A 25,829-nucleotide genomic window follows, 5' to 3' on the forward strand; every position below is an offset into this window, starting at 1 on the left:
CAATAACACCGGCAAGCCTTGCCAAATGCCCGACAAGCCCGCAGATATTCCCTCAGGCAGGTATCGCAGCGGAGAACGAACGTGGCCCAGACAAAAATTGCCGTCATCGGCGGATCGGGAATTTATGACATCGACGGGCTGGAATCGCCGCAATGGGTCACCGTGGAAACGCCTTGGGGCGCGCCTTCCGACCAGATCCTGACCGGGACACTGGACGGCATCGAGATGGCCTTTCTACCCCGCCACGGGCGCGGGCATGTGCATTCGCCGACCGAGGTGCCCTATCGCGCCAATATTGACGCGCTGAAACGGCTGGGGGTGACCGATGTGATCTCGGTTTCGGCCTGCGGCTCCTTCCGCGAACACATGGCGCCGGGCGATTTCGTGGTCGTCGATCAGTTCATCGATCGCACCTTCGCCCGCGAGAAAAGCTTTTTCGGCACCGGCTGCGTCGCCCATGTCAGCGTGGCCCATCCGACCTGCCCGCGCGTGGGCGATGCCTGTGAATCCGCCGCCCGGGCGGCCGGCATCACCGTGCACCGTGGCGGCACCTATCTGGCGATGGAAGGGCCGCAATTCTCGACGCTGGCGGAATCGAAGATGTACCGCGAGCAGTGGGGCTGCGACGTGATCGGCATGACCAACATGCCCGAGGCCAAACTGGCCCGCGAGGCCGAGCTTTGCTATGCCTCGGTGGCGATGGTCACCGACTATGACAGCTGGCACCCCGATCACGGCGAAGTGGACGTGACCGCGATCATCGCGACGCTGACCGGCAACGCCGAGAAGGCGCGCGCCTTGGTCAAAGGCCTGCCCGCCATGCTGGGAGCGGACCGCGCGCCCTGCCCGCATGGCTGCGACCGTGCGCTGGACCACGCGATTTTGACGGCCCCGGAAAAGCGCGACCCGCAAGTGCTGGCCAAGCTGGATACGGTGGCGGGCCGGGTATTGTAGGCGGCCTTGACGGCCACGTGTTTTCTTAGGCTAGCTGCTGCGGATTTGACGGAGTTGGATGATGGATTTTGAACTTTGGCTGGCCTTTGTCGCAGCCTCGACCGCCCTTCTGCTGATCCCGGGACCGACGGTTCTGCTGGTGCTCAGCTATGCACTGTCCAAAGGGCGCAGCGTGGCCGTGGCCTCGGCCACGGGGGTTGCGCTGGGGGACCTGATCGCCATGACCGCTTCGCTGCTGGGGCTTGGGGCGCTGGTGCTGGCGTCGGCCACGCTGTTTTCGGTGCTGAAGTGGGTGGGAGCCGCCTATCTGGTTTGGCTGGGCATCAAGCTGCTGCGCAGTGCGCCGTCCGGCGGGATGCAGGCGGTGGCCACCGGGCGCGACGTCACCGCGCGCGGCGTGTTCGGCCATGCGGCCGCCGTTACTGCCCTGAACCCGAAATCCATCGCCTTCTTCATTGCCTTCGTGCCGCAATTCCTGCGCCCGGCCGAGCCGTTGGGCCCGCAGTTCGCCATATTGATCGCCACTTTCGTTGGGTTGGCCGGGCTGAACGCGCTGGCCTATGCGCTGTTGGCCGACCGGCTGCGCCGCGTAATCGGCCGCCCCGGCATCATCACCGGCATGACCCGTTTCGGAGGGTTGACCCTGATCGGAATGGGCGTGGCCACGGCGGTACTGCGCCGCCCGGCCTGAAGGCAGTCAGGTCCCGGCGTTCTCGGCCATGAACGCGCGAATGAACTTGCGGATCTCGCGCGCGGCCGAGGTGTCGAGATCGCGGCACAGCGCAACGAACGCGTCGCGTTCGTCCTTGTCCAGGCGCAGAACCAGCTGGCTGTTCTTTTTGGTGGATCCCTTGAGGTCGGCCTTGGCCACTGCTGTCATCCTTGTTCTGGGCCTGCATCAGCGCGTGGCACCTTGTATAGACAAAGCGCATCGCTTGTCGATACCCGCAGCCCTCCAAGGGCGGGTGGTCCGGGCGCATCTGTTCCGCAGCAAATACGCGCAGGAAGGCAGCCGTGGCTTGCATGACTGGCCGTGATACGCCAAACACCGCCGTGTTTTGACGCAAGAAGGGTTGCCCCATGTCCAGAAGCAAAACGGTCAAGGATTACATTCGGACCATCGTCGATTTTCCCCACGAAGGGATCATGTTCCGCGACGTGACGACCCTGTTTGCGGATCCCCGCGGGTTTCGCATGGCCATCGACCAGATGCTGCACCCCTATGCCGGCGAGCGCATCGACAAGGTCGTGGGGCTTGAGGCGCGCGGTTTCATCCTGGGCGGCGCGATCGCTCACCAGCTGAGCGTGGGCTTCGTTCCGATCCGCAAGAAGGGCAAGCTGCCGGGCACCACGATCAGCGAGGAATACAAGCTGGAATATGGCGAGGCCATCGTCGAGATCCACGATGACGCGATCCAGCCCGGTGAAAAGGTTCTGGTCGTCGATGACCTGCTGGCCACCGGCGGCACTGCCGCGGCAGGCATCAAGCTGATCGAACGTCTGGGCGGCGAGATCGTCAGCTGCGCCTTCATCATCGACCTGCCCGAGCTGGGTGGCCGGAAGGTGCTGGAGGAGATGGGCATGGACGTCCATGTCCTGTGCGAATTCGAAGGGCTGTGAACAGACAACGGTCACGATTTCGTGACTTGCCGCTGGAAACGCCGCGCGCTTAGCGCGGCGTTGTTCGTTTTCCAGTCGGTTTTTTGCCCCCGACGCATGATCTCCTTCCGGCATGTCACCGTATCGCCCCTGATGTCGCCGATGACATCCTCAACAAGGGAAGTAGATCATGTTTCGCAAATTCGCTGTTGCCGGTGTCGCCAGTATCCTGTTTTCGACCGCTGCCATGGCCGACGGCCACGGCAAGGACATTGTGGACACCGCTGTCGGAGCCGGCAGCTTCAACACTCTGGTCGCAGCCGTGCAGGCTGCCGAGTTGGTTGACACGCTGAAGGGCGAAGGCCCATTCACCGTTTTCGCGCCCACGGATGAAGCCTTTGCTGCTCTGCCCGAAGGCACCGTGGAAACGCTGCTGAAGCCCGAGAACAAGGATCAGCTTGTTGCGATCCTCACCTATCACGTGGTTCCGGGCAAAGTGATGTCGGGTGATCTGTCCGACGACATGACCGCCGCCACCGTTCAGGGTGGAGAGATCACAATCGATCTCGACAATGGTGTCATGGTCAATGACGCAAATGTCGTTCAGGCAGATATCGAAACCAGTAATGGCGTGATCCACGTCATCGACAAGGTTATCCTGCCGGCGTCGTAAACGACGCGCAGCTGCGGCCCGGAGCGTCCGGGCCGCACTCACTCACCTGACAGGACGGCGCCCGGGTTCATGATCCCGAGCGGGTCCAAGGCAGACTTGATGGCGCGCATGGCCGTCAGTTTGGCCGGATCACCGTAGCGTTCCAGATCACCGGTCTTGAGACGGCCCACCCCATGCTCGGCACTGACCGATCCTTCAAATTCATGCACCAGGTCATGAACCGCGCGCTTGATCTCGCCGCGTCGGTCGTCGAACTCGCCCCGGTCGTGGCCTTTGGGCGGAAAGACGTTGTAGTGCAGGTTGCCGTCCCCCAGATGACCAAAGCAGTTCACCCGGAATGGCCCAAGGGCCGCAATCGCCTCGCCGCCTTGCCGGATGAAATCGGGGATACGCGAAATCGGAACCGAGATATCGTGGCTGGACACTGAACCGATCAGCCGGTTCGCCTCGGGGATGCGTTCGCGCACTGACCACAGCCCGTCGCGCTGCGCGGCGCTTTGGGCGATGACGCCGTCCGACACCTGACCACGGGCTTCGGCAGCGACGAACAAGGACTCCAGCGCCGCCTCGGGCTCGTGCCCGGCCGGCAATCCCAGCTCGATCAGGACCGACCAGTCCGGCGGTGTGTCAAAGGGTTGCCGCACGTCCGGCAAGACCTCGGCCAGAAAATCCAGCCCCTGCTTGTGGATCAGTTCGAACGCGCTGACGGTTTCGCCCAAATGGTCGCGGGCCAGGGCCAGCAGGTCGATCGCCGCTTCGGGGCTGGTGACCTGAAAGATCGCCGTGCCCAGCCCGGCAGGACGGGGGAACAGCTTGAGCGAGGCGGCGGTGATGACCCCCAGCGTGCCCTCGGACCCGATCAGCAGGTTGCGCAGATCATAGCCGGTATTGTCCTTGCGCAACCGCCCCAGCCCGTGCCAGATCTCCCCGTTGGGCAGAACCGCCTCAAGCCCCAGGCACAGATCCCGTGCATTGCCATAACGCAGGACGTTCACGCCCCCGGCATTGGTAGCGAGGTTCCCCCCGATCCGGCAGGACCCCTGCGCCGCGAGCGACAGCGGAAACAGCCGGTTGGCCGTCTCGGCCGAGGCCTGAATGTCGGCCAGCACAGCACCGGCCTCGGCGATCAGGATGTTTTCGGTCGGGTAGACGGCCCGGATCGCGCGCATCCGCTCAAGCGACAGGATCAGGGGCGCGGGGCCATTGGCCATGACCTGTCCGCCCACAAGACCGGTGCCGCCGCCGTATGGCACCACCGGCACACGGGCCTCGGACGCCAAACGCACCAAGGCTGCGACCTCCTCAACCGTGCGGGGCAAGGCCAGCAGACCCGCCTGCCCGGCGAAGCGGCGGCGCGGCTCTTCCAGATAGCGCGGCTCGACCGGGCGCAGAACATCGTCACCCAGGCGGGCGCGGATGGTTTCGGCAAAGGTTTCATCGGCAGGGTTCAAATGCATACCCTCTGCATGCCCAAGCCCGAGGCGCACGGCAAGGCTTATTCCAATTCCATGAGGTATCGCGGCTCGAGCACCACCACCGTCGGGCGGTCCGGCAGGGTCCGCAGCGATACTTCAATTTCCGAAACCCCGTCCCGGCGCACCGGGAAATCGGATCGGATATCGGCCAGGAACCGGTCCAGCGAATATCCCGAGAACCAATGCATCGGAATGATGACCGAACTTTTCAGCCGCTGCAGCACCGAGATCATCTCGGGCAAGGGCATGGTCGTGCCACCGTCCACCGCCGCCATGACCACGTCCAGCCGCCCAAGGGCCGCGAACTGCTCGTCGCTGGGGATGTGGTGCAGATGCCCCAGATGGCCGATGCAAAGACCTTCGACCTCGAACACGAAGATCGAGTTTCCGCGCTCTTCCACCCCGCCATAAGCGGACCGGATGTCGGTCGATACGTTGCGCACCAGCAATTCGCCCAGGTCGAGGTGGTGTTCGATGCCCTGCCCGAACTCGCCCCACCCCGGCAGCACATGCGGGATGGCCGGATCGGGATAGGCGGTCCAATGGGTGTCATGGGCGTGGTTCATCGTCACGATGTCGGGGATCAGATCCGCGCCGCCGATGAAGCCGGTATAGTCGGTCACCGCATTCAGCCCGCCGGGTGTCTGGATCAGAAAGGACGCATGCGCGACATAGCTGATCCGGACCGAGAATTCGGGCACCGGATCCTGCCACGCCGCCTTGTGCAGATACTGGATTCCAGGGGTGTTCTGGGCGATGGCGATGCAATGGCTCGGCCGACGCTCCTGCGCCGCCGCCGTCCCTGCCAGCAAGATCAGACCCGCCAAAACACTCCGCATGATCGGAAGTCTAGCGCATCGGCGCCTCGAGTCACGTCACTGGGCCCAAATTTCGGAAACAGTCCCGCCCACATCAGGTCCGAACGGGCGCCCTAGCCCGCGTCCGTCCGCCCGCGCCGGTCCGAGCGCAGCGACGCATAGAGCACATGCGTCCGCCACCGCCCGTTGATCTGCAGATAGGATTGCGCCACGCCCTCGTATTTGAACCCCGAGCTTTCCAACAGCCCGCGAGAGGCGGCGTTTTCCGGCAGGCAGGCGGCCTCGATCCGGCTCAGGTCCAGTCGGGTAAAGGCGTAATGCACCACGGCGCCGATGGCCTCGCGCATGTAACCCTGCCGGGCAAAGGCCTGCCCGGTCCAATAGCCCAGCGTTCCGGCCTGCGCCGGCCCCCGGCGGATGTTGTCCAGCGTAATGGCGCCCACCAGCATGTCATCCGTTCTGCGGAAGAGGAACAGCGGAACCGCCGTGCCATTGGCCACCGAGCGTTGCGCCCAGTAGACACGGTTGGTGAACGATTTGCGGGTCAGATGATCCTTGGCCCAGATCGGCTCCCACGGGGTCAGATACTCGCGCGAGGCCAGCCGCAGCGCGGCCCAGTCGTTGAAGTCGGAATGCACGGGCGGGCGCAAGCTCAACCGCTCGGTCTCGAGTTTCAGCCTGCGTCTGCCCAACAGCATCACGCCGCGCGCCTCTCCTGCAGCCTCGCCAGTGTCGGCGCACCACCCACAGGTCCGTAGAGCGCCAGTGCTGCCGGGGCCTGAACCGCCATCTTTTCGGCAAAGGCCCGGACGTCGGCGGTGCTGACCGCGTCGATCTTGGCCACGGTTTCCTCGAGCGGCGGAACACGGCCCCATATCTGCACCAGCCGGGCCAGACGTTCGGCCCGGTTCGAGGGGCTTTCCAGCCCCATCAGCATCCCGGCCTTCATCTGTGCGCGGGCGCGGGCAACCTCCTCGGGGCTCATGTCCTCGGCGGCGCGCTTCATCTCGTCGATGGTGATGGTGGCCAGCTCGCCCACCTGATCGGCCGAAGTGCCGGCATAGATCGTGGTCGTTCCCGTGTCGGCATAGGCGCCGGTCTGGGCAAAGATCGTATAGCACAGCCCGCGGGTCTCACGCACTTCCTGAAACAGGCGCGAGGACATGCCGCCGCCCAGCGCGGTCGAATAGATCTGCGCGGTATAGATCTCGTCATTGCGATAGCCCGGGCTTTCCAGCGCCAGGGCAAAATGCGCCTGCTCCAGCGCCTTGTCCCGCCGCGCCTCGCCGCCGGTGAACCGCGCAGGTTCCGGTAGCAGCCCCTTGCGGGGTTGCAGATGGCCGAACATCTCTTCGGCCAGTTTCATCAACTGGTCATGATCGACCGCGCCCGCCGCCGACAGGATCATCTGATCGGGCGCATAGTGCTCGGCCACGAAGGCCGACAGGTCGTCGCGCGAAAAGGCGCTGACCCGTTCGGTCGGCCCCAGAATGGTGCGGCCCAGCGGCTGGTCGCGATAGCTCTGTTCCTGCAGCCAGTCAAAGATCACATCGTCGGGCGTGTCATGCGCCTGTCCGATTTCCTGCAGGATCACGCCGCGCTCAACCTCGATCTCGCGCGGGTCGAAGACGGGGTTCAGGACAATGTCGCCGATCACGTCCATCGCCAGCGCCACGTCATCCTTCAGCACCCGGGCGTAATAGGCCGTCACCTCGCGCGAGGTATAGGCGTTGATATAGCCGCCCACATCCTCGATCGCCTCGGCGATCTGCAAAGCAGAGCGCCGCTCGGTGCCCTTGAAGGCCATATGCTCGAGGAAATGCGCGATGCCGTTCTGTTCGATCCGCTCGTGCCGCCCGCCGGCGGTCACCCAGATGCCGATGGCGGCCGATTGCAGCCCCGGCATCTGTTCGCTGACGATCCGAAAGCCGTTTGTTAGTTGGTCCAGTCTGACAGTCACTCAGCAATATGCCTTTTGATATGATCCTCGATGGCGCCCAGATCGTTGGCGATGCGGGTCACCCGTTCCGGACGTTCATACAGATCGGACATGCGCGAGGGAAGAGGCGGATGCACACCGCTGGCCTGCTCGACCGAGGCGGGGAATTTCGCCGGGTGCGCGGTGGCCAGAGTAACCATGGGCACATCGGCGGCGCGGGTGTCTTCGGCCACCTTGATGCCCACGGCGGTATGCGGGCAGACCAGCTCGGCGCTGTGTTCCAGCGTGGATTTGATCGTGGCCAGCGTTTCCTCTTCTGACACACGGCCCGAGTCGAAGCTTTCGCGCAGGGCCTCCATCGCGCCCTGGCTGACGTAGAAGCCGCCCTGTTTCAGCTCGTCCATCAACTGCGCCACGGCCCGCCCGTCCTCGCCATAGGCATAGTACAGCGCGCGCTCGAAGTTCGAGCTGACCTGAATATCCATCGACGGGCTGATCGAGGGGATGGTGTCGCCCTTGAAATAGCCCTGCCCGGACAGGCAGCGATGCAGGATGTCGTTCTGGTTGGTCGCCACCACCAGACGGTCGATGGGCAGACCCATCCGCTTGGCGATATAGCCGGCGAAGATGTCGCCGAAATTGCCGGTGGGCACCGTGAAGCTGACCTTGCGGTGTGGCGCGCCCAGGCTGGTCGCGGCCGAAAAGTAATAGACCACCTGCGCCAGCACCCGGGCAAAGTTGATCGAGTTCACCCCCGCCAGCTTGACCCCGTCGCGGAAGTCGAAATCGTTGAACATGTCCTTCACGGCGGCCTGACAGTCGTCGAAATCGCCATCGACGGCCAGCGCGTGCACGTTGCTGTCGGCGGGGGTGGTCATCTGGCGGCGCTGCACCTCGGAGACGCGGCCATGCGGGAAAAGGATGAACACATCGACCGCATCCAGCCCCCGGAAAGCCTCGATCGCGGCCGATCCGGTGTCGCCGCTGGTGGCGCCCACGATGGTAACACGTTCGCCCCGCCGCTTCAGCGCCACCTGGAACAGCTGGCCGATCAACTGCATGGCGAAATCCTTGAAGGCCAGCGTGGGCCCGTGGAACAGCTCCAGCAAAAAGTGGTTCTCGTTCAGCTGCTTCAAAGGCGCGCGAGCATTATGGCCGAACCCGGCATAGGCGCGGGCGATGATCTCTTTGAATTCGTCCCCGGCGAACGAGCCGCTGACATACGGCCACATGACGCGGAACGCGATCTCTTCATAGGGCAGCCCGGCAAGCGCGGCGATCTCGTCCTGACTCAGAACCGGAATCTCGGCAGGCAGGTACAGGCCGCCGTCGCGGGCCAGACCGGTCAGCATCGCCTCTTCAAAGCTCAGTTCGGGCGCCTGCCCGCGGGTCGAGATATATTTCATTGCGCGTCACTTTCTGATGGGGCGCGGCCGCGCCACAGGAAATATCCGGTCATTGCGGCCCAGACCAGCGCCAGGCCGAACCATGTCACCGCGTATTGCAGATGGTCGTTGGGAATACCCGCCGTATCCACCGGCAGCGGCGTGATGGCGGGATCGGTCTGGCTGCGGGCAACCAGTAGGATCGGTTCGGCCCCAAGCGCATCGGCCAGCGCGGGCACGTCGCGGGCAAACCAGATGTTGCCCGCCGGGTCCGGTTCGGGGGTATAGCCGTCGATCTCGTCCGGCCAATGCAGATTGCCGACAACCTTCATGGGGCCGATCTGGCGTTCGGCCTGTTTGGCCGTTGTGGGCACAAAGCCCCGATCCACCAGGATCATGCGGTCACCGGTTCGGAACGGCGCGATGATCCGATAGCCCGGCCCGACCTGTTTGACGGAAACCAGTACATGGATTTCGCCGGGCAGCATCTCGCCCGATACCTCTATGGGCAGATAGCGATCGGCTTCAGGGTCGACCGCCTCGGGCAGCGGCACCGGATCGGTGGCGATCCGGGCTTCGATGTCGGCCAGAATGCCCTCTTTCCAGGCCAGACGCTGAACCTGCCAAGTGCCCAGAGACACAAGAACCGCCAGCCCGGCGAGTCCAAAAATCAGCAGAAACAGGATGCGGCGCATGTCTGGCCCTTGTTGCGTATCATAGCGGCTCGGGGTCAAGCCGGCGTCTTGTTACGGTCTGTGCGCAAGGAAATGCAACCTTGCAATTGTACGGGGCGCAATCCCTTGCGCCCCTGATCGAGAAAAAGCCGCCCCGAGGGGCGGCTTTTGCAATTCGGCAGCCTCGCGGGGCGTTACATCAGCGGTGCCTGACCCCAGATGTAGACTGCGAAGAACAGGAACAGCCAGACAACGTCGACAAAGTGCCAGTACCATGCGGCCGCCTCGAACCCGACGTGTTTCTCCGGGGTAAAGTCGCCACGAAGCGCGCGGATCAGACAGACAGTCAGGAAGATGGTGCCGATGATCACATGTGCGCCGTGGAAGCCGGTTGCCATGAAGAAGTTCGAGTAGAACTGATCGCCGCCGAACTCCCAGCCTTCGTGGGCCAGCAGTTCATAGTATTCGAAGGCCTGCAGGAAGGTGAAGGCGATACCCAGGACGATACCGATCGCGAGACCCTGAATCAGCGCCTTGCGGTCGTTGTCGTGGACCAGCGCGTGGTGCGCCCAAGTGATCGCACAGCCCGACAGCAACAGAACCAGAGTGTTGATCAGCGGCAGGTGGAACGGGTCCACCGCGTGGATGTCAGGCTGGATGTATTCGGTGCCGGCATAGTCGTACATCGGATACATGCGATGTTTGAAGAACGACCAGAACCAGGCGAAGAAGAACATCACCTCGGACATGACGAACAGGATGAACCCGTAGCGCAGCCCGATCCGGACGACCGGAGTGTGATCACCCGCGCGGCTTTCGGCCACGACCTCGGACCACCAGGCAAACATCGTGTAGAGAACTGCCACAAGACCACCCCAGAACACGAAGGAGGTCATGCCGTGCATCCACAAGACGGCTCCGAACAGCATGACGAAGCCACCGATCGCGCCGATCAGCGGCCAGATCGAAGGTGCCAGAATGTGGTAATCGTGGTTTTTTGCGTGTGCCATCAGCGTCCCTCACCTACAGGCGTTAGTTCGTGTTTGTTTCTGCCTGCGCATCCAGGGCGGCATAGCCCTCGGGCAGGTCTATTTCATAGAATGTATACGACAGCGTGATCGTATGAACATACTGTGCTTCGGGGTCTTCCACCATTTCGGGGTCGACGAAGAAAGTTACGGGCATCTCGACGCGTTCGCCGGGCTCCAGAACCTGCTCCTCAAAACAGAAACATGCGATCTTCTGGAAGTATCCGCCGGCGGAATAGGGCGTCACGTTGTACGATGCCTGTCCCGCAACCGGCTTGTCGGTCGGATTGTATGCTTCGTAAAAGGCCAGACCGGTCTCACCGATACGCACCTTCATCTCTCGCTCGACGGGTTTGAATTCCCACGGCATGTCCTTGGCCTTGGAGGCGTCGAAGCGAACGGTCACCACCCGGTCGAGGATATCGTCGGGCGTGGCCTCGGCAACGCCGGTGGTGCCCCCGAACCCGGTGACCCGACAGAACCAGTCGTAGAACGGCACGGCCGCCCAGGCCAGGCTGCCCATCAGAACAACCAGACCAACGGTCTGTGCAACGGTCTTCTGCGGTCCGCTCAAAGCCATCAGTTCTGAACCTCCTCGCTGGGCACGCCGAAATCGCTGCCCGAGACCTTGACGATGGTCAGGCCGAAGATGATCACGATGAACGCCGCCAACGTCAGCCCGACACCCAGGTTGCGGCCGAAGCGACGCTGGTGCAGCTCATGGCTTTTGCGCAGGCTCATGACCAGCCTCCCAACCCGTAGGGTTTCAGCAGCGCCTCGGCGAGGATCGCGCCGAAATGCAGGAACAGGTACAGCAGCGACAGCTTGAAAAAGCTGCGCTCGACCTTGAAATTGTCCGCCTCCGCGTCGTCTTCGGTGCGGCGCGAGATGGCCCATGCCCCCCGCAGGAACAGAGCGTTCAACACCACGGCAACAGCGAGGTAAATCGGCCCACCGATGCCCGAGAACGCCGTGCCCACGGCCAGCAGAGCCAGCAATGCGGTATAGACCAGAATATGGGTCCGCGTGGCGCGGCGTCCATGCGTTACGGTCAGCATCGGCACGCCGGCGTCGTCATAATCCGAGCGCATGAACAGCGCCAGCGCCCAGAAATGCGGCGGGGTCCACATGAAGGTCAGGGCAAACATCAGCCACGGCTCGAGCGTCATCGAACCCGTCGCGGCAACCCAGCCGATTACCGGCGGGAAAGCGCCCGCGGCGCCTCCGATCACGATGTTCTGCGGCGTCAGGCGCTTGAGCCACATCGTGTAGATCACGACATAGAAAAAGATGGTAAAGGCCAGAAACGCGCCCGCGAACCAGTTGGTCGCCAAGCCCAGCATGATCACCGACAGACCCGACAGGGCCAGGCCCAGTGCCATCGCCTCGCCGGGCTCGACCTTGCCCGACGGGATCGGACGGCCCTTGGTGCGCTTCATAACCTTGTCGATATCCGCGTCCCACCACATGTTCAGCGCGCCCGAGGCGCCGCCACCTATGGCGATGAACAGGATGGCGCAAAAGCCGACGAACGGATGTACCGGCACAGGGGCGGCCAGCAGACCCACCAACGCGGTGAATACGACAAGCGACATCACCCGCGGCTTGAGCAGGGCGAAATAGTCGCCAAAGCCGGCCTCGTCCGCACGGGATTGTGCGGCAAGTGTGCTGGCATTGATGCTCGCGTCGGTCATGTCAGGTCCTTGTGGTGCGAAAGCTGCGCGAAACCCGCGCAGCCTGTCCCTGGTTTCGATCGGGCCTCAGGCCCCGGGATCGTCAGTTCGAGGCGATCTGGAACGACGCCGGCTGGCCGGCGTATTCGTCCAACGCGCCCTGCAGCCATTCCTGATAGGCTTCTTCGCTGACGACTTTGACGGTAATCGGCATGTAGGCGTGGTCCTTGCCGCACAGCTCGGAGCACTGCCCGAAGTAGATACCTTCCTTGTCGGCCTGGAACCACAGCTCGGCCAGACGGCCCGGAACGCCGTCCTGTTTGACGCCAAACGCCGGGATCGTCCACGAGTGTATCACGTCGGCCGCGGTGACCTGCATCACAACCACCTTGTTGACGGGAACCACGACGGCGGTGTCGGTGGCCAGCAGCCACTCATCCTCGCTGTAGCCGGCATCGGCCAGCTTGGCGCGCATCGCATCGTCCAGAACGAACGGGGTCACATCCGCATCGGCGGGGCGTGCACCTTCGTCCAGGGTGGCCGGGTGACCCAGCAGGTAGCTGTCGAACGCAAAGTTGTGATCGACATACTCATAGGTCCAGTACCACTGGTTGCCGGTCACCTTGATGACGACATCACCCTCGGGGATTTCCTGCTGTTTGAACAGCACCGGCAGCGAGAACGCACCGATGAAGACCAGGATCAGGATCGGGCCGATGGTCCAGGCAATTTCGACCGGGGTGTAGTGCGAGAACCGCGCCGGGGTCGGGTTTACACGCTGGTTGTAGCGCACGATGCAGTATACCAGCAGGCCTGCGACCAGCAGACAGATCGCAGTGATGATAACCAGAATCATACCATCAAGGCGGTGAATCCCTTCGGCCAGGCTGGTGGCCGCCGGCTGGAAGCCCATGCCGCCGTCGACCGGCTTGCCGATGATCTCAAGATCCTGAGCCATGGCGGGAAGGCTGGAGAGGGCTGCGAACACCCCCGAAAGCATCAAAGCATTCTTCATTTTCTGTCCTGATCGTTTGATCTTTGCGTCTCTGGCGAACAGGTGTGAATCGGTCACACCTCTCCCGTTGTCTTTGGCCGCGTTAAAAACCATATTCCGGGAGGTAGATAAAGCAAAATGCTTGCGTCAAACAGACGCTATTTTTGATCTGGATCAAACGCGAAAGGCCGCAACCCATGACTCAAGCCCCGTTTCGCCCGTTCGAGACCGCATTGCCGCATGACGAGGCACTGGCCGTACTGCGCTCGGCCACCGCCGGGGCCGAAGACGGCGAGCTGTTTGTAGAGCGTCGGAAATCCGAAACACTTGCATTTGACGATGGACGCCTGCGCACCGCATCTTACGATGCGTCCGAGGGATTCGGGCTGCGTGCCGTGCAGGGTGATGTGGCCGGTTATGCCCACTCGACAGATGTATCAATGCCCTCGCTGAAACGTGCTGCGGAAACCGCCCGGCTGGCGGTTGGTGACGGAGGAGGCACTTTGGCCGACGCGCCAAGGCGCACAAACAAACAGCTTTATACGGATGCAGACCCGATCGAATCCGCCAGCTTTCCGGTCAAGGTCGAGACTCTGCGCGAAATCGACGGATTTGCGCGCGATCTGGACCCCAGGGTGGTTCAAGTCAGCGCCGTGATCGCCGCGTCCGTGCAAGAGGTCGAGATACTCCGCCCCGATGGCACCATGGTACGCGACGTTCGTCCGATGACCCGCCTGAACGTGTCGGTCATCGTCGAACAGAACGGCCGGCGCGAAAGCGGATCGGCCGGAGGTGGTGGCCGCGTTGGTCTGGACGGCCTGATTGACCCGTCCGATTGGCAGGACAAGGTCCGAGAGGCGCTGCGCATTGCTTTGGTCAACCTTGACGCCGTTGCCGCTCCGGCCGGCGTGATGGAAGTCGCACTGGGCCCCGGCTGGCCCGGCATCCTGCTGCACGAGGCCATCGGGCATGGGTTGGAAGGAGACTTTAACCGCAAGGGGAGTTCGGCCTTTGCCGGGCTGATGGGGCAGCGGATCGCCTCCAAGGGCGTGACCGTGGTGGATGACGGGACGATCCCGGATCGTCGCGGATCGATCACCGTGGATGACGAGGGGACACCGAGCTCGCGCACCGTGCTGATCGAAGACGGCATCCTGACTGGCTACATGCAGGACCGGCAGAATGCGCGCCTGATGGGCGTGTCCCCCACCGGCAACGGGCGCCGGCAAAGCTATGCGCACAAACCGATGCCACGCATGACCAACACGATCATGCTGGGCGGCGATGCCAACCCGGCGGATCTGGTGGCCGAGATCAAGGACGGCATCTGGGCCGTGGGTTTCGGCGGCGGCCAGGTCGACATCACCAACGGCAAATTCGTGTTCAGCTGTACCGAGGCCTACCGGGTCGTGAACGGCAAAATCGGCGCGCCGGTCAAGGGCGCAACGCTGATCGGCGACGGTCCTTCAGCGTTGAAACGTATCCGGGGTCTGGGCAACGACATGGCCCTGGATCCCGGCCTGGGAACCTGCGGCAAGGACGGTCAGTGGGTGCCCGTGGGTGTGGGTCAACCCACAGTGCTGATGGAGGGGCTGACGGTCGGAGGATCGGCCGCCTGATGCGAATCGCGCGCCTTCGGCCGGCATCATGGTTAATCCGTGCTGCCGGCCACAAAAGGAATGAACCGTAGCGCATCGAAATAGGCGGCCTGAGAAAAGTTATTACTTTCAAATATTTGCGCGCCCATTCCGCGAAACCCACACTGGAACACGCTAAAATTTTCTGCGATTCACAAGCTGTTAACCCGTCACGCCGTAAACCAGTTCTGCAATCAGGCGGAGCGACGGATGACCGAAGAGCAGCTTTCTTCCAATCACCCCCCACTCCCACCCACCACGGAAGAGGACCGGTTTTCCTGGCTTCGCCTGTTGCGCTCGCGCAAGGTTGGCCCGGCAACGTTCCGGCGCCTGATGCACGAACATGGCTCGGCGCAGAATGCGCTGGCCGCGTTGCCGGAATTGGCACGCGCTGCCGGAATTGAAGGGTATGAAATATGCCCGCCCGGCGTCATCGAGGCGGAACTCAAGGCCGCAAAAACCGCCAAAGCGCGGCTTTTGTGCCTTGGGGCCGCCGACTATCCAATGGCACTGACCGATCTGAACGATGCCCCTCCTATGCTTTGGGCAATAGGCGACGTTTCGATGCTTCAGCGCCCTATGATCTCGCTTGTTGGTGCCCGCAACTGTTCGTCCTTGGGAACCAGGATGGCGCGGGTTCTGGCAGGGGGGTTGGGTGAGAGTGGATATGTAGTCGTCTCCGGCATGGCCCGCGGTGTCGACACTGCCGCGCATCTGGCCACGCTGCAAACGGGAACCGTTGCGGTCATGGCAGGTGGCGTCGACATCATCTATCCGGCGGAAAACAAGGAACTGGCGCGCGACATCGCGACCAGAGGATTGCGCATCTCCGAACAACCACTGGGCGTGACCCCGCAGGCCCGCCACTTTCCTCGCCGCAACCGGATCATATCGGGTCTGTCTCAGGCCGTCGTCGTCGTCGAGGCTGCCGCCAAGTCCGGCAGCCTCATCACGGCGCGCGACGCACTGGACCAGGGACGCGAGGTTCTTGCCGTGCCCGGCCATCCGTTCGACGCCCGCGCCGCCGGCTGCAATCTTCTGATCCGCGAAGGCGCCACACTTGTGCGCTGCGTGCAGGATGTAATCGACGCCCTGCCACCGCAGCCGCGCAGAGCGCCCGAACCTGCCCCCGACACGGCGCCCGTCGCGCAGACAATCACTCATCCCGAGACGCTCCACGCCCGAATCCTGGAACGATTGGGGCCTTCGCCCTTGGCCGAGGACCAGTTGATCCGGGATGTCGATGCGCCTGCCAGCGTGATCGGCCCCGCTTTGACCGATCTGGAGCTGGATGGATTGATCCGTCGCCAGCCGGGCGGGTTGCTGAGCCTCGCCGTCTGATCTGCCGAGGTGGTTCCAACCCGGGCAAACGGTCTCAATTAGGCCGGATTTCGGGCCTTTCAGACTGTGCATTGACAAATCCATCTTGCCCTACACATTTTGCACGGCCATAGAAGGCGCCCAATCCGTCGAGCGAGGTTTTTAACTAAATGCCTGTAGTTGTTGTAGAATCCCCGGCCAAAGCAAAAACAATCAATAAATACCTTGGCCCCGACTACACGGTCTTGGCCTCTTACGGCCACGTTCGCGACCTTCCTCCGAAGGATGGATCGGTGGATCCCGACCACGAGTTTTCGATGACTTGGGAGGTCGGCACGGACAGCCGCAAACACGTCAAGGCCATCGCCGACGCGCTCAAGGATGACAACGCGCTGATCCTGGCAACCGACCCCGACCGCGAGGGCGAGGCGATCAGTTGGCACCTGCAGGAGGCGCTGACCAAACGCCGCTCGATCAAGAAGGATACGGCCGTCAGCCGCGTGACGTTCAACGCCATCACCAAGGATGCGGTGACCAAGGCCATGCAGAACCCGCGCGAGGTGGACATGCCGCTGGTCGAGGCGTATCTGGCCCGGCGCGCATTGGATTACCTGGTCGGCTTCAACCTGTCGCCGGTTCTGTGGCGCAAGCTGCCCGGCGCGAAATCGGCCGGCCGCGTGCAATCGGTCTGCCTGCGCCTGATCGTCGAGCGCGAGATGGAGATCGAGGCCTTCAAGCCCGTGGAATACTGGTCGGTCAAGGCGCTGTTCGAAACGCCGCGCGGCCAGACCTATGAGGCGCGGCTGGTCACGCTGGCCGGCAAGAAGCTGGACAAGCATGACATCGCCAACGCCACCCAGGCCGAACTGGCGGTGCAGGCCATCACCAGCCGCGCACTGAGCGTGACCTCGGTCGAAGCGAAGCCAGCCGCGCGCAATCCCAGCGCCCCGTTCATGACCTCGACCCTGCAGCAGGAAGCCAGCCGCAAATTCGGCATGGGCGCCCGCCACGCGATGCAGGTGGCGCAGCGTTTGTACGAGGCCGGGCACATAACATACATGCGAACCGACGGCATCGACATGGCCCCCGAGGCCGTCGCCGCCACGCGGGACGCGATCAAGGACCGGTTCGGTACCGAATACGTGCCGGACAGCCCGCGCATGTACAAGAACAAGGCCAAGAATGCGCAGGAAGCGCACGAATGCATCCGGCCCACGGACATGACCAAGGATGCGGCCGCCCTGAAACTGTCGGATGACGATCAGCGCAAGCTGTACGATCTGATCTGGAAACGTACGATCGCCTGCCAGATGGCCGCTGCGCGGCTGGAACGCACGACCGTCGAAATCGGCAGCGATGACGGTCAGGTGGGGCTGCGCGCCACCGGTCAGGTCGTGCTGTTCGACGGATTCATGCGCGTCTACGAGGAAGGCCGCGACGATGTCGAGGACGAAGATGACAAGCGCCTGCCCCAGATCATGCAGGGTGATCCGGCGCGCTTTGCCAAGACCACGCTGAAGGATCAGTTTGACAAGGCCACCGCCGACGGCGCGGACAAGAAGGCCATCCTGTCGGAAAACCAGGCGGTTCTGGCGCTGCAACACCACACCCAGCCGCCGCCGCGCTATACCGAGGCGACCCTGGTCAAACGGATGGAGGAGTTGGGCATCGGGCGACCCTCGACCTATGCCTCGATCGTCACCACGATTCAGGACCGCGGTTACGTCCGCAAGGACAAGAACCGCCTGATCCCCGAGGAAAAGGGCCGGATCGTCACGATCTTCTTGCTGAATTTCTTCCGCCAGTATGTGGGATACGAATTCACTGCCAACCTCGAAGAGCAGCTGGACGAGGTGAGCGCCGGCGCCCGCGACTACAAGGACCTGCTTTCCAAGTTCTGGCGCGATTTCTCGGCCGCGATCGCCGAGACGTCAGAGCTGCGGATTTCGGAAGTGCTCGACAAACTGGACGAGGCACTGGCCCCGCAGTTGTACCCCCCGCGCGAGGATGGCTCGGATCCGCGCATCTGCCCCAAATGCGGGGTCGGACGGCTGCACCTGAAAACCTCGCGGACCGGCGGATTCGTGGGCTGCGGGAACTATCCCGAATGCACCTATACCCGCCCCATCGCCGGTGAAGGCGCCGAGGGCGAGGAACGCATGCTGGGCATGGGTGGCGAGGATGAGATCTGGCTGAAATCCGGACGCTTCGGCCCCTATGTCCAGCGCGGCGAAGCCACGCCCGAGAACAAGAAACCGCCGCGCGCCTCTTTGCCCAAGGGTTGGAGCAAGGATGACATGGACCTTGAGAAGGCGCTGACCCTTCTGAGCCTGCCGCGCGAGATTGGCGAACACCCCGAGGGCGGTATGATCAGCGCCAATTTCGGGCGCTTCGGTCCCTATATCATGCATCAGCTGCCGGATGAGGCAAAGCCGGTCTATGCCAACCTCAAGGATCCCAACGACGTGTTCGAGATCGGCATGAACCGCGCCGTCGAACTGTTGGCGGAAAAACGCGCCAATCCCGGGCGGCGCGGACGGGCTGCGGCCAAACCGCTGAAGGAACTGGGCGAGCATCCCGACGGCGGCGCGATCCAGGTTCTGGACGGGCGCTATGGGCCTTATGTGAAGTGGGAAAAGATCAACGCGACCCTGCCCAAGGACATCAAGCCCGAGGACGTGACGCCCGAAATGGCGGTGGAACTTGTCAATGAGAAGGCGGCCCAGAAAGGCACCCGCAAAAAGGCCGCGCCCAAGAAGAAAGCCACCAAGAAGAAAGCCGGCTGATCCCGGCCCCCGCGGGCGGTTAGGTAGAAATACCACCTGCCCGCAGGTTTCATTGACTTCCCAATGACGCGGCGGCACAACCTGCCCATCACCATGTCATTGGGGGAGTTTTCCATGAAGAAAGTCTATGCCAATGCCACCGAGGCCCTCGATGGGATACTTCGGGATGGCATGCTGATCGCGGCCGGCGGGTTCGGCCTGTGCGGCATTCCCGAATTGCTGCTGCAGGCGATCAAGGAATCTGGCGTGAAGGATCTGACCTTTGCCTCGAACAACGCAGGCGTCGACGATTTCGGCATCGGCATCCTGCTGCAGACGCGGCAGGTCAAGAAGATGATCAGCTCGTATGTCGGCGAGAACGCCGAGTTCATGCGCCAGTACCTGTCGGGCGAGCTTGAGCTGGAATTCACCCCGCAAGGCACCCTGGCCGAGCGCATGCGCGCCGGCGGCGCGGGCATCCCGGGCTTCTACACCAAGACCGGCGTCGGCACCGTGATCGCCGAGGGCAAAGAGCACAAGGAGTTCAACGGCGAGACCCACATCCTCGAGGAAGGGATCTTTGCCGATCTGGCCATCGTCAAGGCATGGAAGGCCGACGACACCGGCAACCTGGTGTTCCGCAAGACCGCCCGCAACTTCAACGTGCCGGCCGCGACCTGCGGTAAGATCTGTGTGGCCGAGGTCGAAGAGATCGTGCCGCGCGGTTCGCTGGACCCCGACTGCATCCACCTGCCCGGCATCTATGTGCACCGGGTCATTCAAGGTCAGCACGAGAAGCGCATCGAACAGCGCACCACCCGCAAGAAGGAGGAAGCGTAATGCCCTGGGACCGCAATCAGATGGCCGCGCGTGCGGCCGAGGAACTGGAAGACGGCATGTATGTGAACCTCGGCATCGGGATTCCGACGCTGGTGGCGAACTATGTGGGCGACAAGGACATCACCCTGCAATCGGAAAACGGCATGCTGGGCATGGGCCCCTTCCCCTATGAGGGCGAAGAGGACCCCGACCTGATCAACGCCGGCAAGCAGACCATCACCGAACTGCCCCGCACCGCCTATTTCGACAGCGCCACGTCCTTTGCCATGATCCGCGGCGGCAAGATCGCGGCGGCGATCCTTGGCGCGATGGAGGTCGACGAGAAAGGCGATCTGGCCAACTGGATGATTCCGGGCAAGCTGGTCAAGGGCATGGGCGGCGCGATGGACCTGGTGGCCGGCGTCGGACGGGTCATCGTGGTGATGGACCACACCAACAAGCACGGCGACAGCAAGCTGCTGAAGGAATGCACCCTGCCGCTGACCGGCAAGGGCGTGGTTGACCGCATCATCACCAACCTGGGCGTGCTGGACGTGGTCGAAGGCGGGTTGAAGATCGTCGAACTGGCCGATGGCGTCAGCGAAGAAGAGATGCGCGCGGCGACTGAGGCGACCATCGCCGGCTGACTTCTGAGCAAACACAGAAACCGAAAGGCCCGCCAATCGGCGGGCCTTTTTTAATTCATGGACTGAAAGACGCACCCGTCGGAAATCAGCATAGGCGGAGTGGCACACAACGCTCGGGCCACCTGGAAGGCGGCAAGAACCTTGGGGACATAGTCGCGCGTTTCAGCATAAGGCGGAACGCCATTGTGCTTTCGCACCGCGCCTTCACCGGCGTTGTATCCCGCCAGGACGAGAATCGGGTCGTCGTTGAACTCACCCATCAGCCAGTCCAGGTATTTCACGCCGCCGGCGATATTCTGTTCCGGCAACATGCTGTCGGTCACGCCGAACCGCTTGGCCGTGGCAGGCATCAGTTGCATCAAACCCTGTGCTCCAGCGGAGCTGACGGCAGTGGGGCGACCACCTGATTCAACGGACATGACCGCAAGGACCAGCGCTGGCGACACTTTTGTTCCTACAGTCGTACGGAGAATATCGACCCCGCGCTGCTCGACGATCTTCTGAAGGTTCTGCAGCCGCGGAGATGAAATCTGGGTCGCCGCCAAAGCCTGCAGGGCTTCGTCAAGGCGGCCTGGGCCGGCTCGGGTCATATCTGGCGATACCTTGTCCCAGAACGCCTTGTACGCGCCCACGGGGGTCTTTTTCTTCATTATGTCCGGAAAGGCCGCCGGAGGGACTTTGGTCCGGGCTATGATATCGGGCACGACCAAATCGGGGCCCGTGCTGGGCGCTGAAGGTGTTGATGCGTGTTCTTGCGGACTGATCTGTACCGTCACTCGCGGGCGTTCCCCCGCTTTGGGAGCCTTGATCCGTTTGTAAACGCCGCGTGGCTCGATGTCCGCAGCAGGTGCCGGAGCCGCCACGGCAACCAGCAACGCCAAAACGCCGGCGCATGTCAGTGCGTCCCGGAAAACCATTTCTGCCTGCCTCATCTGTTCTTTTGAGTTGATTTGATACGCGAATCTTCCCGCAAGGCCAGAAAAACAAAGCGAATTGGGGCGGTTTTGCCTCATTTGGCGCAATTTTGCACCGCCGAAACAGCGTGGCGGGTTAGTGTCAAAAATTTTTTATTTTTTATTTCAATAGGTTACCAGATTAGTGACCAAAAAGTTAAGCCTGAGGCAAAAAATTCGTTGTTTGGCCCAATTCCTGCCACGCACGAGGGGCAAACATAGTGCCATACCGAGACGGTCATGAGCCGACTGAGAGATGAAGCTCTGAAAGACCCCGAGGTTTTATTGACTTTTTGATCCTTTAGGAGGGACGTAACATGATCAAGTTCATCAAGAACTTCCGCAAAGACGAAGACGGCGCCGTAACTGTTGACTGGGTCGTTCTGACCGCAGCCGTTGTTGGCCTGGCAGCCGTTGCTTACCAGCAGATCGAAGGCGGCGCGACCGGCCTGGCAACCGACGTTTCCAGCGCCCTGACCAGCGCAACGATCAGCACCGGTTCGAACACGGCAGCTGGTGGTATCACCACCGCTGGCAGCAACTAAGCTGACTTCATCCCAATCGGGATACAAGGCCGCGCCTGAGGGCGCGGCCTTTTCCTTTTAAGCAAGACAGACGCTGCGCATCGGATTTCGGGCGCCGGGCCAAGCATGGCCCACGTTTGGCCCAATTTCCGCCACGGAGACCGCGTTTAAGTCTTTGATAACTAGTATTTAGGTGCCCGCGAGAATTCTGGTCGCCATCAGAAACCGGAACTGGGCGGAATCACTCTGTCAGGAGGGACGCGAAATGATCAAGTTCATCAGGAACTTCAAAAAAGATGATAGCGGTGCGATCACCGTCGACTGGGTGGTCCTGACCGCAGCCGTCACCGGCCTGGCAGCGATTGCCTACGCTTTGATCCAAGGTGGGACCGAGGGCTTGGCTGACGATGTTGAGGCGGCCCTTTCCGACTCGGCAATCAGCATCAGCACCGGCGACAGCAACACGGCCGTTGGTGGGATCATCACCGGTGGATCGAACGGATCCGGCGGCAACTGATTTTCGGGAACTTGGCCGACCGGCCACATGACAACCGCGCCAGCCGGGCGCGGTTGTTCACGTTTGCCCCCTGCCTTCTCCGCACCGCGCAACCCATGCTGGGATACAGCAGACGCCACGTCACGAGATGCTCGTTCGCAACGCTCTGTGCCAATAAAACAACGAAAAATATCCATTTGTCCCACATTTCGACACAATTCCGATTTACGAAATATGCTGTTTCAATGTCCTGCCCGGACCGATACAGGTCCGGCCAGAGCAATAAAGAGGTATACGCATGCGAGCTGTATTTGGTCTTGTCCTGATCGTCGGGGTCGCCCTGGCTGGCGGTGCGGTCTATATGGCCCGCAACTATATTGCCGAGTATCAGAACGCCCTGGCGCGTGAACGGCAAATGGCCGAAGAGGCCCTTGCCAACGCCAAGGTCGACGTCGTTCCGACCGTCGGCGTGATCGTATCTGAACGTCCGCTGAAATACGGCGAACGCCTGACCCAGGAGGATGTGCGCGTCGTGGAATGGCCTGAGAATGCGGTTCCGGAAGGTTCGTTCACCGATATGACGGTTCTGTTCCCGGAAACCGGCAACAATGAACGCTTTGTTCTGCGCACCATGGAAAAGGACGAGGCCATCATGGAGGTCAAGATCACCCGACCGGGTGAGCTGGCCGGCCTGACCTCGCGTCTTGAAAAAGGTATGCGCGCGTTCGCCATCAGTGTTGATGTTGCCTCGGGCGTTTCGGGCTTTCTTCGCCCCGGCGACGTTGTTGATGTGTACTGGACCGGATCGCTGCGCAGCGCGGTCGAGGGGGCAAACGGCGAAATCACCCGCTTGATCCAGACCAATATCGAGTTGATCGCCGTCGATCAGACGGCAGGATCGGATGTGACCGGCACGACCATTGCCCGGACCGTCACCGTTGCCGCCACGCCGGAACAGATCGCGGCCCTGGCGCAGGCGCAAAACACCGGACGCCTGTCTCTGGCCTTGGTCGGGGTTCAGGATGAAACCATCGCAAGTGCGATTGAAGTTGACCAACGCAAACTGTTGGGAATCGAAGAAGCAGCCCCCGCACCGAAGAAAGAGGCAGAGAAGGTCTGCACCATCCGGACTCGCCGCGGCGACCAGATCGTCGAGACCCCGATCCCCTGCACAAACTGACGCCCATTCAGAGCGTTACCATGCCCGAGCCGCGCATAATGCGCGGCTCGTTTCGTTTGGGTTGTTGCGCATTGTCCACATAAGGAAAATTCCAGAAACCCTTGATTATTGCAATAAATCCGGAATTCGCGCAGAGTTCGTCACCATAGGGCATAAGACCCAAAAAAATAGAGTGGTGATCGGAGAGGCAGGTCACATGACAATACGTTCCTTGATTGGTTCGACCCTTTTGGGGTTGGCCCTAGTTCTGAGCCCGGTCGGCGATTCCGCCTGGGCCCAAAATCTTCGCGTGGTCAAAAAAGGCACGGCGGAAACGCTGGATGTGCCCATGAACCGCGCCATCGTGGTTGAAAGCGAACAGCCGTTTGCAGAGCTCAGCATCGCGAATGCAGGCATTGCGGACATCTCGTCGCTCTCGGACCGCACAATCTACGTCTTGGGCAAGGCACCAGGCATGACGACGCTGACATTGTTTGACGGCGCCGGAAACCTGATCACGAACGTCCGCGTTCGCGTTGCGCCCGATGTGACCGAATTCAAAGAGCGCCTGCGCCAGATTCTGCCAAATGAGCGAATCGAAGTGCGTACCGCCAATGACGGCATCGTTCTCTCGGGCACGGTCTCCAGCGCAGCCAAACTGGCACGTGCTCTGGAACTGGCCGAGCGCTATGCTCCCGAGCGTGTGTCGAACCTGATGAATGTCGGCGGCGTACAGCAGGTCATGCTGAAGGTCCGCTTTGCCGAGATGAACCGGTCGGTCGCCAAGAACCTGTCCGCCTCGCTTGGTTTTTCCGGCGGTGACGCGACCGGTGGTATCAACACGCTGAACAACCAGTTGTCCCTGAGCAACGCGTTGGCCAACAACATCCCGGCGGTTCAGTCGAATACTGGCGCGATTCTGTTCGGCTTTGGCGCAGGCTCCACCCAGGTCCGGCTGCTGCTGGAAGCGCTGGAAGCCAAGGGCCTGGCCCGTAGCCTGGCCGAGCCCAACTTGTCGGCATTGTCCGGGCAGGAGGCAACCTTCCTCGCCGGTGGCGAAGTGCCGATTCCGGTTCCTCAGGATGACGGTGTGGTTGCCATTGAATACAAGGCTTTCGGTGTCGAAATCGACTTCGTTCCGCGCGTCGTCGACGGTGACCTGATCAACCTTGAGATGGCGGCAGCGGTGTCCAGCATCGACACCAGCTCGAACTTCACCATCAACGGTGACACGGTCCCCAGCTTCATCACGCGCCAGACCAGCACAACGGTCGAACTGCGAGATGGTGAGAGCTTTGCGATCGCCGGCCTGATTCAGGACGACTTTACCGACCTGAGCAACCAAATCCCGTGGTTGGGTGACGTACCTGTTCTGGGTGCATTGTTCCGCAGCGCGGAGTACCAGCGCGAGCAGAGCGAACTGGTGATCATCATCACCGCGCATCTGGTTTCCCCGACCCGTGGCGAAGCCCTGGCGCTGCCGACCGACCGCGTGAAGCCGCCCAGCGAATTCGACCTGTTCATGAACGGCAGAACTGCCCGGACGGAACGGGTTGGCAATGGAGCCGCATCGGAAGTCGCCAAGCAGGACTTTGGCAATTCCTACGGCTACGTCCTGGATTGATAGGGAGGACAGACCAATGCAGAAGTGGATCATCACACTGGGTCTTACAGTCGCTGTCGCCAGCTGTACCCGTGAGGCCGGCTATGAAGTGGACCAGGGCGCGTTCGGCAACGCAACGCTGAACAACATCCAGGTCATGAATGGCGAGTTGACCTATGGCCAGATCCTGGCGCAGCGATTCGCTGCCGAGGTTCCGACCCAGATCAACTTTGCGTTCGACAGTGCGCAGCTGGATTCGGCAGCACGCCAGATTCTGCTGTATCAGGCGAACTGGATCAAACAGTTCCCCGAAGCACGTTTCCGCGTGTACGGCCACACCGACGCCGTCGGATCCCAGTCCTACAACAACAGTCTGGGTCTGCGCCGTGCGCAAGCGGTCGTCAACTTCTTCGCGCAACAGGGTATTTCCCGCTCGCGTCTGGAAGCCGTTGTTTCGTATGGCAAAACACAGCCACTGGTGGCCACGCCCAATCGGGATCGCCGCAACCGCCGCACTGTTACCGAGGTGTCGGGTCTGGTCGATCGCCATCCCAACATCCTGGATGGCAAGTATGCTGACTTCGTTTATCGCGAGTACATCGAAAGCGCGACATTCAAAAGCCAGCTGCGCCGCGAAACGGCTATCGGCGAAACCAGCGAACAATAATCAGAAATTGGGCGACATCGTCGCCCA

27 protein-coding genes are annotated in these 25,829 nt (G+C 62.0%); 14 read left to right on the forward strand and 13 right to left on the reverse strand.

From position 1 onward, the window contains the following. Nucleotides 1-81 precede the first annotated feature (81 nt). Both AC2FML_RS06470 and AC2FML_RS06475 read left to right on the forward strand, forming a co-directional pair. Nucleotides 82-954 carry an S-methyl-5'-thioadenosine phosphorylase gene (locus AC2FML_RS06470; protein ID WP_496782450.1) on the forward strand — a complete coding sequence of 291 codons (873 nt, stop codon included), beginning with the start codon at nucleotides 82-84 and terminating at the stop codon, nucleotides 952-954. A 61-nt stretch (nucleotides 955-1,015) separates the two neighbouring features. After that, nucleotides 1,016-1,645 (forward strand): LysE family translocator, encoded by a 630-nt coding sequence (locus AC2FML_RS06475; protein WP_040634229.1) that lies wholly within the window; start codon nucleotides 1,016-1,018, stop codon nucleotides 1,643-1,645. Nucleotides 1,646-1,651: 6 nt separating this feature from the next. On the opposite strand, the gene AC2FML_RS06480 is transcribed toward AC2FML_RS06475, so the two are convergent. Next, nucleotides 1,652-1,825, reverse strand: a complete 174-nt coding sequence (locus AC2FML_RS06480) for a hypothetical protein (protein ID WP_222457049.1) — start codon at nucleotides 1,823-1,825, stop codon at nucleotides 1,652-1,654. A gap of 209 nt (nucleotides 1,826-2,034) precedes the next feature. On the opposite strand from AC2FML_RS06480, the gene AC2FML_RS06485 reads away from it, so the two are divergent. Both AC2FML_RS06485 and AC2FML_RS06490 read left to right on the forward strand, forming a co-directional pair. Next, the gene (locus AC2FML_RS06485; protein WP_170337941.1) at nucleotides 2,035-2,574 is read left to right on the forward strand and encodes an adenine phosphoribosyltransferase; all 540 of its coding nucleotides are present in this window, start codon (nucleotides 2,035-2,037) and stop codon (nucleotides 2,572-2,574) included. Nucleotides 2,575-2,743: 169 nt separating this feature from the next. Next, nucleotides 2,744-3,226 (forward strand): fasciclin domain-containing protein, encoded by a 483-nt coding sequence (locus tag AC2FML_RS06490; RefSeq protein WP_170337939.1) that lies wholly within the window; start codon nucleotides 2,744-2,746, stop codon nucleotides 3,224-3,226. A 38-nt stretch (nucleotides 3,227-3,264) separates the two neighbouring features. Here AC2FML_RS06490 and AC2FML_RS06495 read toward each other — a convergent pair whose 3' ends face one another. From AC2FML_RS06495 to coxB, 11 genes are all read right to left on the reverse strand, one after another. Next, a complete protein-coding gene (locus AC2FML_RS06495) occupies nucleotides 3,265-4,683 on the reverse strand; it encodes an FAD-binding oxidoreductase (RefSeq protein WP_496782452.1) in 1,419 nt (472 codons plus the stop codon). A gap of 38 nt (nucleotides 4,684-4,721) precedes the next feature. After that, nucleotides 4,722-5,540 carry an MBL fold metallo-hydrolase gene (locus AC2FML_RS06500; protein ID WP_170438231.1) on the reverse strand — a complete coding sequence of 273 codons (819 nt, stop codon included), beginning with the start codon at nucleotides 5,538-5,540 and terminating at the stop codon, nucleotides 4,722-4,724. A 92-nt stretch (nucleotides 5,541-5,632) separates the two neighbouring features. Next, nucleotides 5,633-6,217, reverse strand: coding sequence for a GNAT family N-acetyltransferase (locus AC2FML_RS06505; protein ID WP_093962743.1), 585 nt, complete (start codon nucleotides 6,215-6,217; stop codon nucleotides 5,633-5,635). Continuing rightward, a complete protein-coding gene (locus AC2FML_RS06510; protein ID WP_496782454.1) occupies nucleotides 6,217-7,479 on the reverse strand; it encodes a M16 family metallopeptidase in 1,263 nt (420 codons plus the stop codon). Before AC2FML_RS06510 ends, AC2FML_RS06505 begins: the two co-directional genes overlap by 1 nt. After that, nucleotides 7,476-8,864: a threonine synthase gene (thrC, locus tag AC2FML_RS06515; protein ID WP_496782456.1), complete on the reverse strand. Its 1,389-nt coding sequence runs from the start codon at nucleotides 8,862-8,864 to the stop codon at nucleotides 7,476-7,478. The genes AC2FML_RS06510 and thrC overlap by 4 nt, the downstream gene beginning before the upstream one ends. Next, nucleotides 8,861-9,538 carry an SURF1 family protein gene (locus tag AC2FML_RS06520; protein WP_480633437.1) on the reverse strand — a complete coding sequence of 226 codons (678 nt, stop codon included), beginning with the start codon at nucleotides 9,536-9,538 and terminating at the stop codon, nucleotides 8,861-8,863. The genes thrC and AC2FML_RS06520 overlap by 4 nt, the downstream gene beginning before the upstream one ends. Before the next feature lie 173 nt (nucleotides 9,539-9,711). Then, entirely contained in the window at nucleotides 9,712-10,527 is an 816-nt protein-coding gene (locus AC2FML_RS06525) for a cytochrome c oxidase subunit 3 (RefSeq protein WP_093962747.1), read from the reverse strand. 22 nt (nucleotides 10,528-10,549) lie between these two features. After that, complete coding sequence (locus AC2FML_RS06530) at nucleotides 10,550-11,125, reverse strand: cytochrome c oxidase assembly protein (RefSeq protein ID WP_093962748.1); 576 nt, start codon at nucleotides 11,123-11,125, stop codon at nucleotides 10,550-10,552. Further along, nucleotides 11,125-11,286: a cytochrome c oxidase system small membrane protein gene (locus AC2FML_RS06535; protein ID WP_170337538.1), complete on the reverse strand. Its 162-nt coding sequence runs from the start codon at nucleotides 11,284-11,286 to the stop codon at nucleotides 11,125-11,127. The genes AC2FML_RS06530 and AC2FML_RS06535 overlap by 1 nt, the downstream gene beginning before the upstream one ends. Next, nucleotides 11,283-12,239: a heme o synthase gene (gene cyoE / locus AC2FML_RS06540; protein WP_093962749.1), complete on the reverse strand. Its 957-nt coding sequence runs from the start codon at nucleotides 12,237-12,239 to the stop codon at nucleotides 11,283-11,285. The genes AC2FML_RS06535 and cyoE overlap by 4 nt, the downstream gene beginning before the upstream one ends. Nucleotides 12,240-12,321: 82 nt before the next feature. After that, a complete protein-coding gene (coxB, locus tag AC2FML_RS06545) occupies nucleotides 12,322-13,233 on the reverse strand; it encodes a cytochrome c oxidase subunit II (protein WP_170358200.1) in 912 nt (303 codons plus the stop codon). A 176-nt stretch (nucleotides 13,234-13,409) separates the two neighbouring features. On the opposite strand from coxB, the gene tldD reads away from it, so the two are divergent. The 5 genes from tldD (at nucleotide 13,410) to AC2FML_RS06570 (ending at nucleotide 20,400) form a co-directional block, all read left to right on the forward strand. Then, nucleotides 13,410-14,831 carry a metalloprotease TldD gene (gene tldD / locus AC2FML_RS06550; RefSeq protein ID WP_170443515.1) on the forward strand — a complete coding sequence of 474 codons (1,422 nt, stop codon included), beginning with the start codon at nucleotides 13,410-13,412 and terminating at the stop codon, nucleotides 14,829-14,831. Nucleotides 14,832-15,059: 228 nt separating this feature from the next. Then, nucleotides 15,060-16,190, forward strand: coding sequence for a DNA-processing protein DprA (gene dprA, locus AC2FML_RS06555; RefSeq protein ID WP_496782459.1), 1,131 nt, complete (start codon nucleotides 15,060-15,062; stop codon nucleotides 16,188-16,190). 149 nt (nucleotides 16,191-16,339) lie between these two features. Further along, nucleotides 16,340-18,955, forward strand: a complete 2,616-nt coding sequence (topA, locus tag AC2FML_RS06560) for a type I DNA topoisomerase (protein ID WP_496782460.1) — start codon at nucleotides 16,340-16,342, stop codon at nucleotides 18,953-18,955. 114 nt (nucleotides 18,956-19,069) lie between these two features. Further along, nucleotides 19,070-19,774, forward strand: a complete 705-nt coding sequence (locus tag AC2FML_RS06565) for a CoA transferase subunit A (RefSeq protein ID WP_480633441.1) — start codon at nucleotides 19,070-19,072, stop codon at nucleotides 19,772-19,774. Further along, nucleotides 19,774-20,400, forward strand: coding sequence for a CoA transferase subunit B (locus tag AC2FML_RS06570; protein ID WP_496782461.1), 627 nt, complete (start codon nucleotides 19,774-19,776; stop codon nucleotides 20,398-20,400). Before AC2FML_RS06565 ends, AC2FML_RS06570 begins: the two co-directional genes overlap by 1 nt. A gap of 50 nt (nucleotides 20,401-20,450) precedes the next feature. Here AC2FML_RS06570 and AC2FML_RS06575 read toward each other — a convergent pair whose 3' ends face one another. Then, nucleotides 20,451-21,317 carry a lytic transglycosylase domain-containing protein gene (locus tag AC2FML_RS06575; RefSeq protein WP_496782550.1) on the reverse strand — a complete coding sequence of 289 codons (867 nt, stop codon included), beginning with the start codon at nucleotides 21,315-21,317 and terminating at the stop codon, nucleotides 20,451-20,453. A 353-nt stretch (nucleotides 21,318-21,670) separates the two neighbouring features. Between AC2FML_RS06575 and AC2FML_RS06580 the strand changes: the two genes are divergently transcribed. From AC2FML_RS06580 to AC2FML_RS06600, 5 genes are all read left to right on the forward strand, one after another. Further along, entirely contained in the window at nucleotides 21,671-21,898 is a 228-nt protein-coding gene (locus AC2FML_RS06580; RefSeq protein ID WP_170358189.1) for a Flp family type IVb pilin, read from the forward strand. Nucleotides 21,899-22,142: 244 nt separating this feature from the next. After that, nucleotides 22,143-22,394, forward strand: a complete 252-nt coding sequence (locus AC2FML_RS06585; protein ID WP_170337531.1) for a hypothetical protein — start codon at nucleotides 22,143-22,145, stop codon at nucleotides 22,392-22,394. A 277-nt stretch (nucleotides 22,395-22,671) separates the two neighbouring features. Further along, entirely contained in the window at nucleotides 22,672-23,553 is an 882-nt protein-coding gene (gene cpaB / locus AC2FML_RS06590) for a Flp pilus assembly protein CpaB (RefSeq protein ID WP_170358187.1), read from the forward strand. Between the two features lie 196 nt (nucleotides 23,554-23,749). Next, on the forward strand, nucleotides 23,750-25,156 hold the full coding sequence (locus AC2FML_RS06595) for a type II and III secretion system protein family protein (protein WP_093963039.1): 1,407 nt from the start codon (nucleotides 23,750-23,752) through the stop codon (nucleotides 25,154-25,156). A gap of 16 nt (nucleotides 25,157-25,172) precedes the next feature. Then, nucleotides 25,173-25,802 (forward strand): OmpA family protein, encoded by a 630-nt coding sequence (locus AC2FML_RS06600; protein ID WP_170358185.1) that lies wholly within the window; start codon nucleotides 25,173-25,175, stop codon nucleotides 25,800-25,802. The last annotated feature ends 27 nt before the right edge of the window (nucleotides 25,803-25,829 follow it).

It is taken from the genome of Ruegeria sp. BHSC029 (genome assembly GCF_059613085.1).

Coding starts and splice junctions, on each gene's coding strand:
- AC2FML_RS06475 (WP_040634229.1), top strand. CDS start 1,016: ATGGATTTTGAACTTTGGCTGGCCTTTGTCGCAGCCTCGACCGCCCTT.
- AC2FML_RS06485 (WP_170337941.1), top strand. CDS start 2,035: ATGTCCAGAAGCAAAACGGTCAAGGATTACATTCGGACCATCGTCGAT.
- AC2FML_RS06490 (WP_170337939.1), top strand. CDS start 2,744: ATGTTTCGCAAATTCGCTGTTGCCGGTGTCGCCAGTATCCTGTTTTCG.
- AC2FML_RS06495 (WP_496782452.1), bottom strand. CDS start 4,683: ATGCATTTGAACCCTGCCGATGAAACCTTTGCCGAAACCATCCGCGCC.
- AC2FML_RS06500 (WP_170438231.1), bottom strand. CDS start 5,540: ATGCGGAGTGTTTTGGCGGGTCTGATCTTGCTGGCAGGGACGGCGGCG.
- AC2FML_RS06505 (WP_093962743.1), bottom strand. CDS start 6,217: ATGCTGTTGGGCAGACGCAGGCTGAAACTCGAGACCGAGCGGTTGAGC.
- thrC (WP_496782456.1), bottom strand. CDS start 8,864: ATGAAATATATCTCGACCCGCGGGCAGGCGCCCGAACTGAGCTTTGAA.
- AC2FML_RS06520 (WP_480633437.1), bottom strand. CDS start 9,538: ATGCGCCGCATCCTGTTTCTGCTGATTTTTGGACTCGCCGGGCTGGCG.
- AC2FML_RS06525 (WP_093962747.1), bottom strand. CDS start 10,527: ATGGCACACGCAAAAAACCACGATTACCACATTCTGGCACCTTCGATC.
- AC2FML_RS06530 (WP_093962748.1), bottom strand. CDS start 11,125: ATGGCTTTGAGCGGACCGCAGAAGACCGTTGCACAGACCGTTGGTCTG.
- AC2FML_RS06535 (WP_170337538.1), bottom strand. CDS start 11,286: ATGAGCCTGCGCAAAAGCCATGAGCTGCACCAGCGTCGCTTCGGCCGC.
- cyoE (WP_093962749.1), bottom strand. CDS start 12,239: ATGACCGACGCGAGCATCAATGCCAGCACACTTGCCGCACAATCCCGT.
- coxB (WP_170358200.1), bottom strand. CDS start 13,233: ATGAAGAATGCTTTGATGCTTTCGGGGGTGTTCGCAGCCCTCTCCAGC.
- tldD (WP_170443515.1), top strand. CDS start 13,410: ATGACTCAAGCCCCGTTTCGCCCGTTCGAGACCGCATTGCCGCATGAC.
- dprA (WP_496782459.1), top strand. CDS start 15,060: ATGACCGAAGAGCAGCTTTCTTCCAATCACCCCCCACTCCCACCCACC.
- topA (WP_496782460.1), top strand. CDS start 16,340: ATGCCTGTAGTTGTTGTAGAATCCCCGGCCAAAGCAAAAACAATCAAT.
- AC2FML_RS06565 (WP_480633441.1), top strand. CDS start 19,070: ATGAAGAAAGTCTATGCCAATGCCACCGAGGCCCTCGATGGGATACTT.
- AC2FML_RS06570 (WP_496782461.1), top strand. CDS start 19,774: ATGCCCTGGGACCGCAATCAGATGGCCGCGCGTGCGGCCGAGGAACTG.
- AC2FML_RS06575 (WP_496782550.1), bottom strand. CDS start 21,317: ATGGTTTTCCGGGACGCACTGACATGCGCCGGCGTTTTGGCGTTGCTG.
- AC2FML_RS06580 (WP_170358189.1), top strand. CDS start 21,671: ATGATCAAGTTCATCAAGAACTTCCGCAAAGACGAAGACGGCGCCGTA.
- AC2FML_RS06585 (WP_170337531.1), top strand. CDS start 22,143: ATGATCAAGTTCATCAGGAACTTCAAAAAAGATGATAGCGGTGCGATC.
- cpaB (WP_170358187.1), top strand. CDS start 22,672: ATGCGAGCTGTATTTGGTCTTGTCCTGATCGTCGGGGTCGCCCTGGCT.
- AC2FML_RS06595 (WP_093963039.1), top strand. CDS start 23,750: ATGACAATACGTTCCTTGATTGGTTCGACCCTTTTGGGGTTGGCCCTA.
- AC2FML_RS06600 (WP_170358185.1), top strand. CDS start 25,173: ATGCAGAAGTGGATCATCACACTGGGTCTTACAGTCGCTGTCGCCAGC.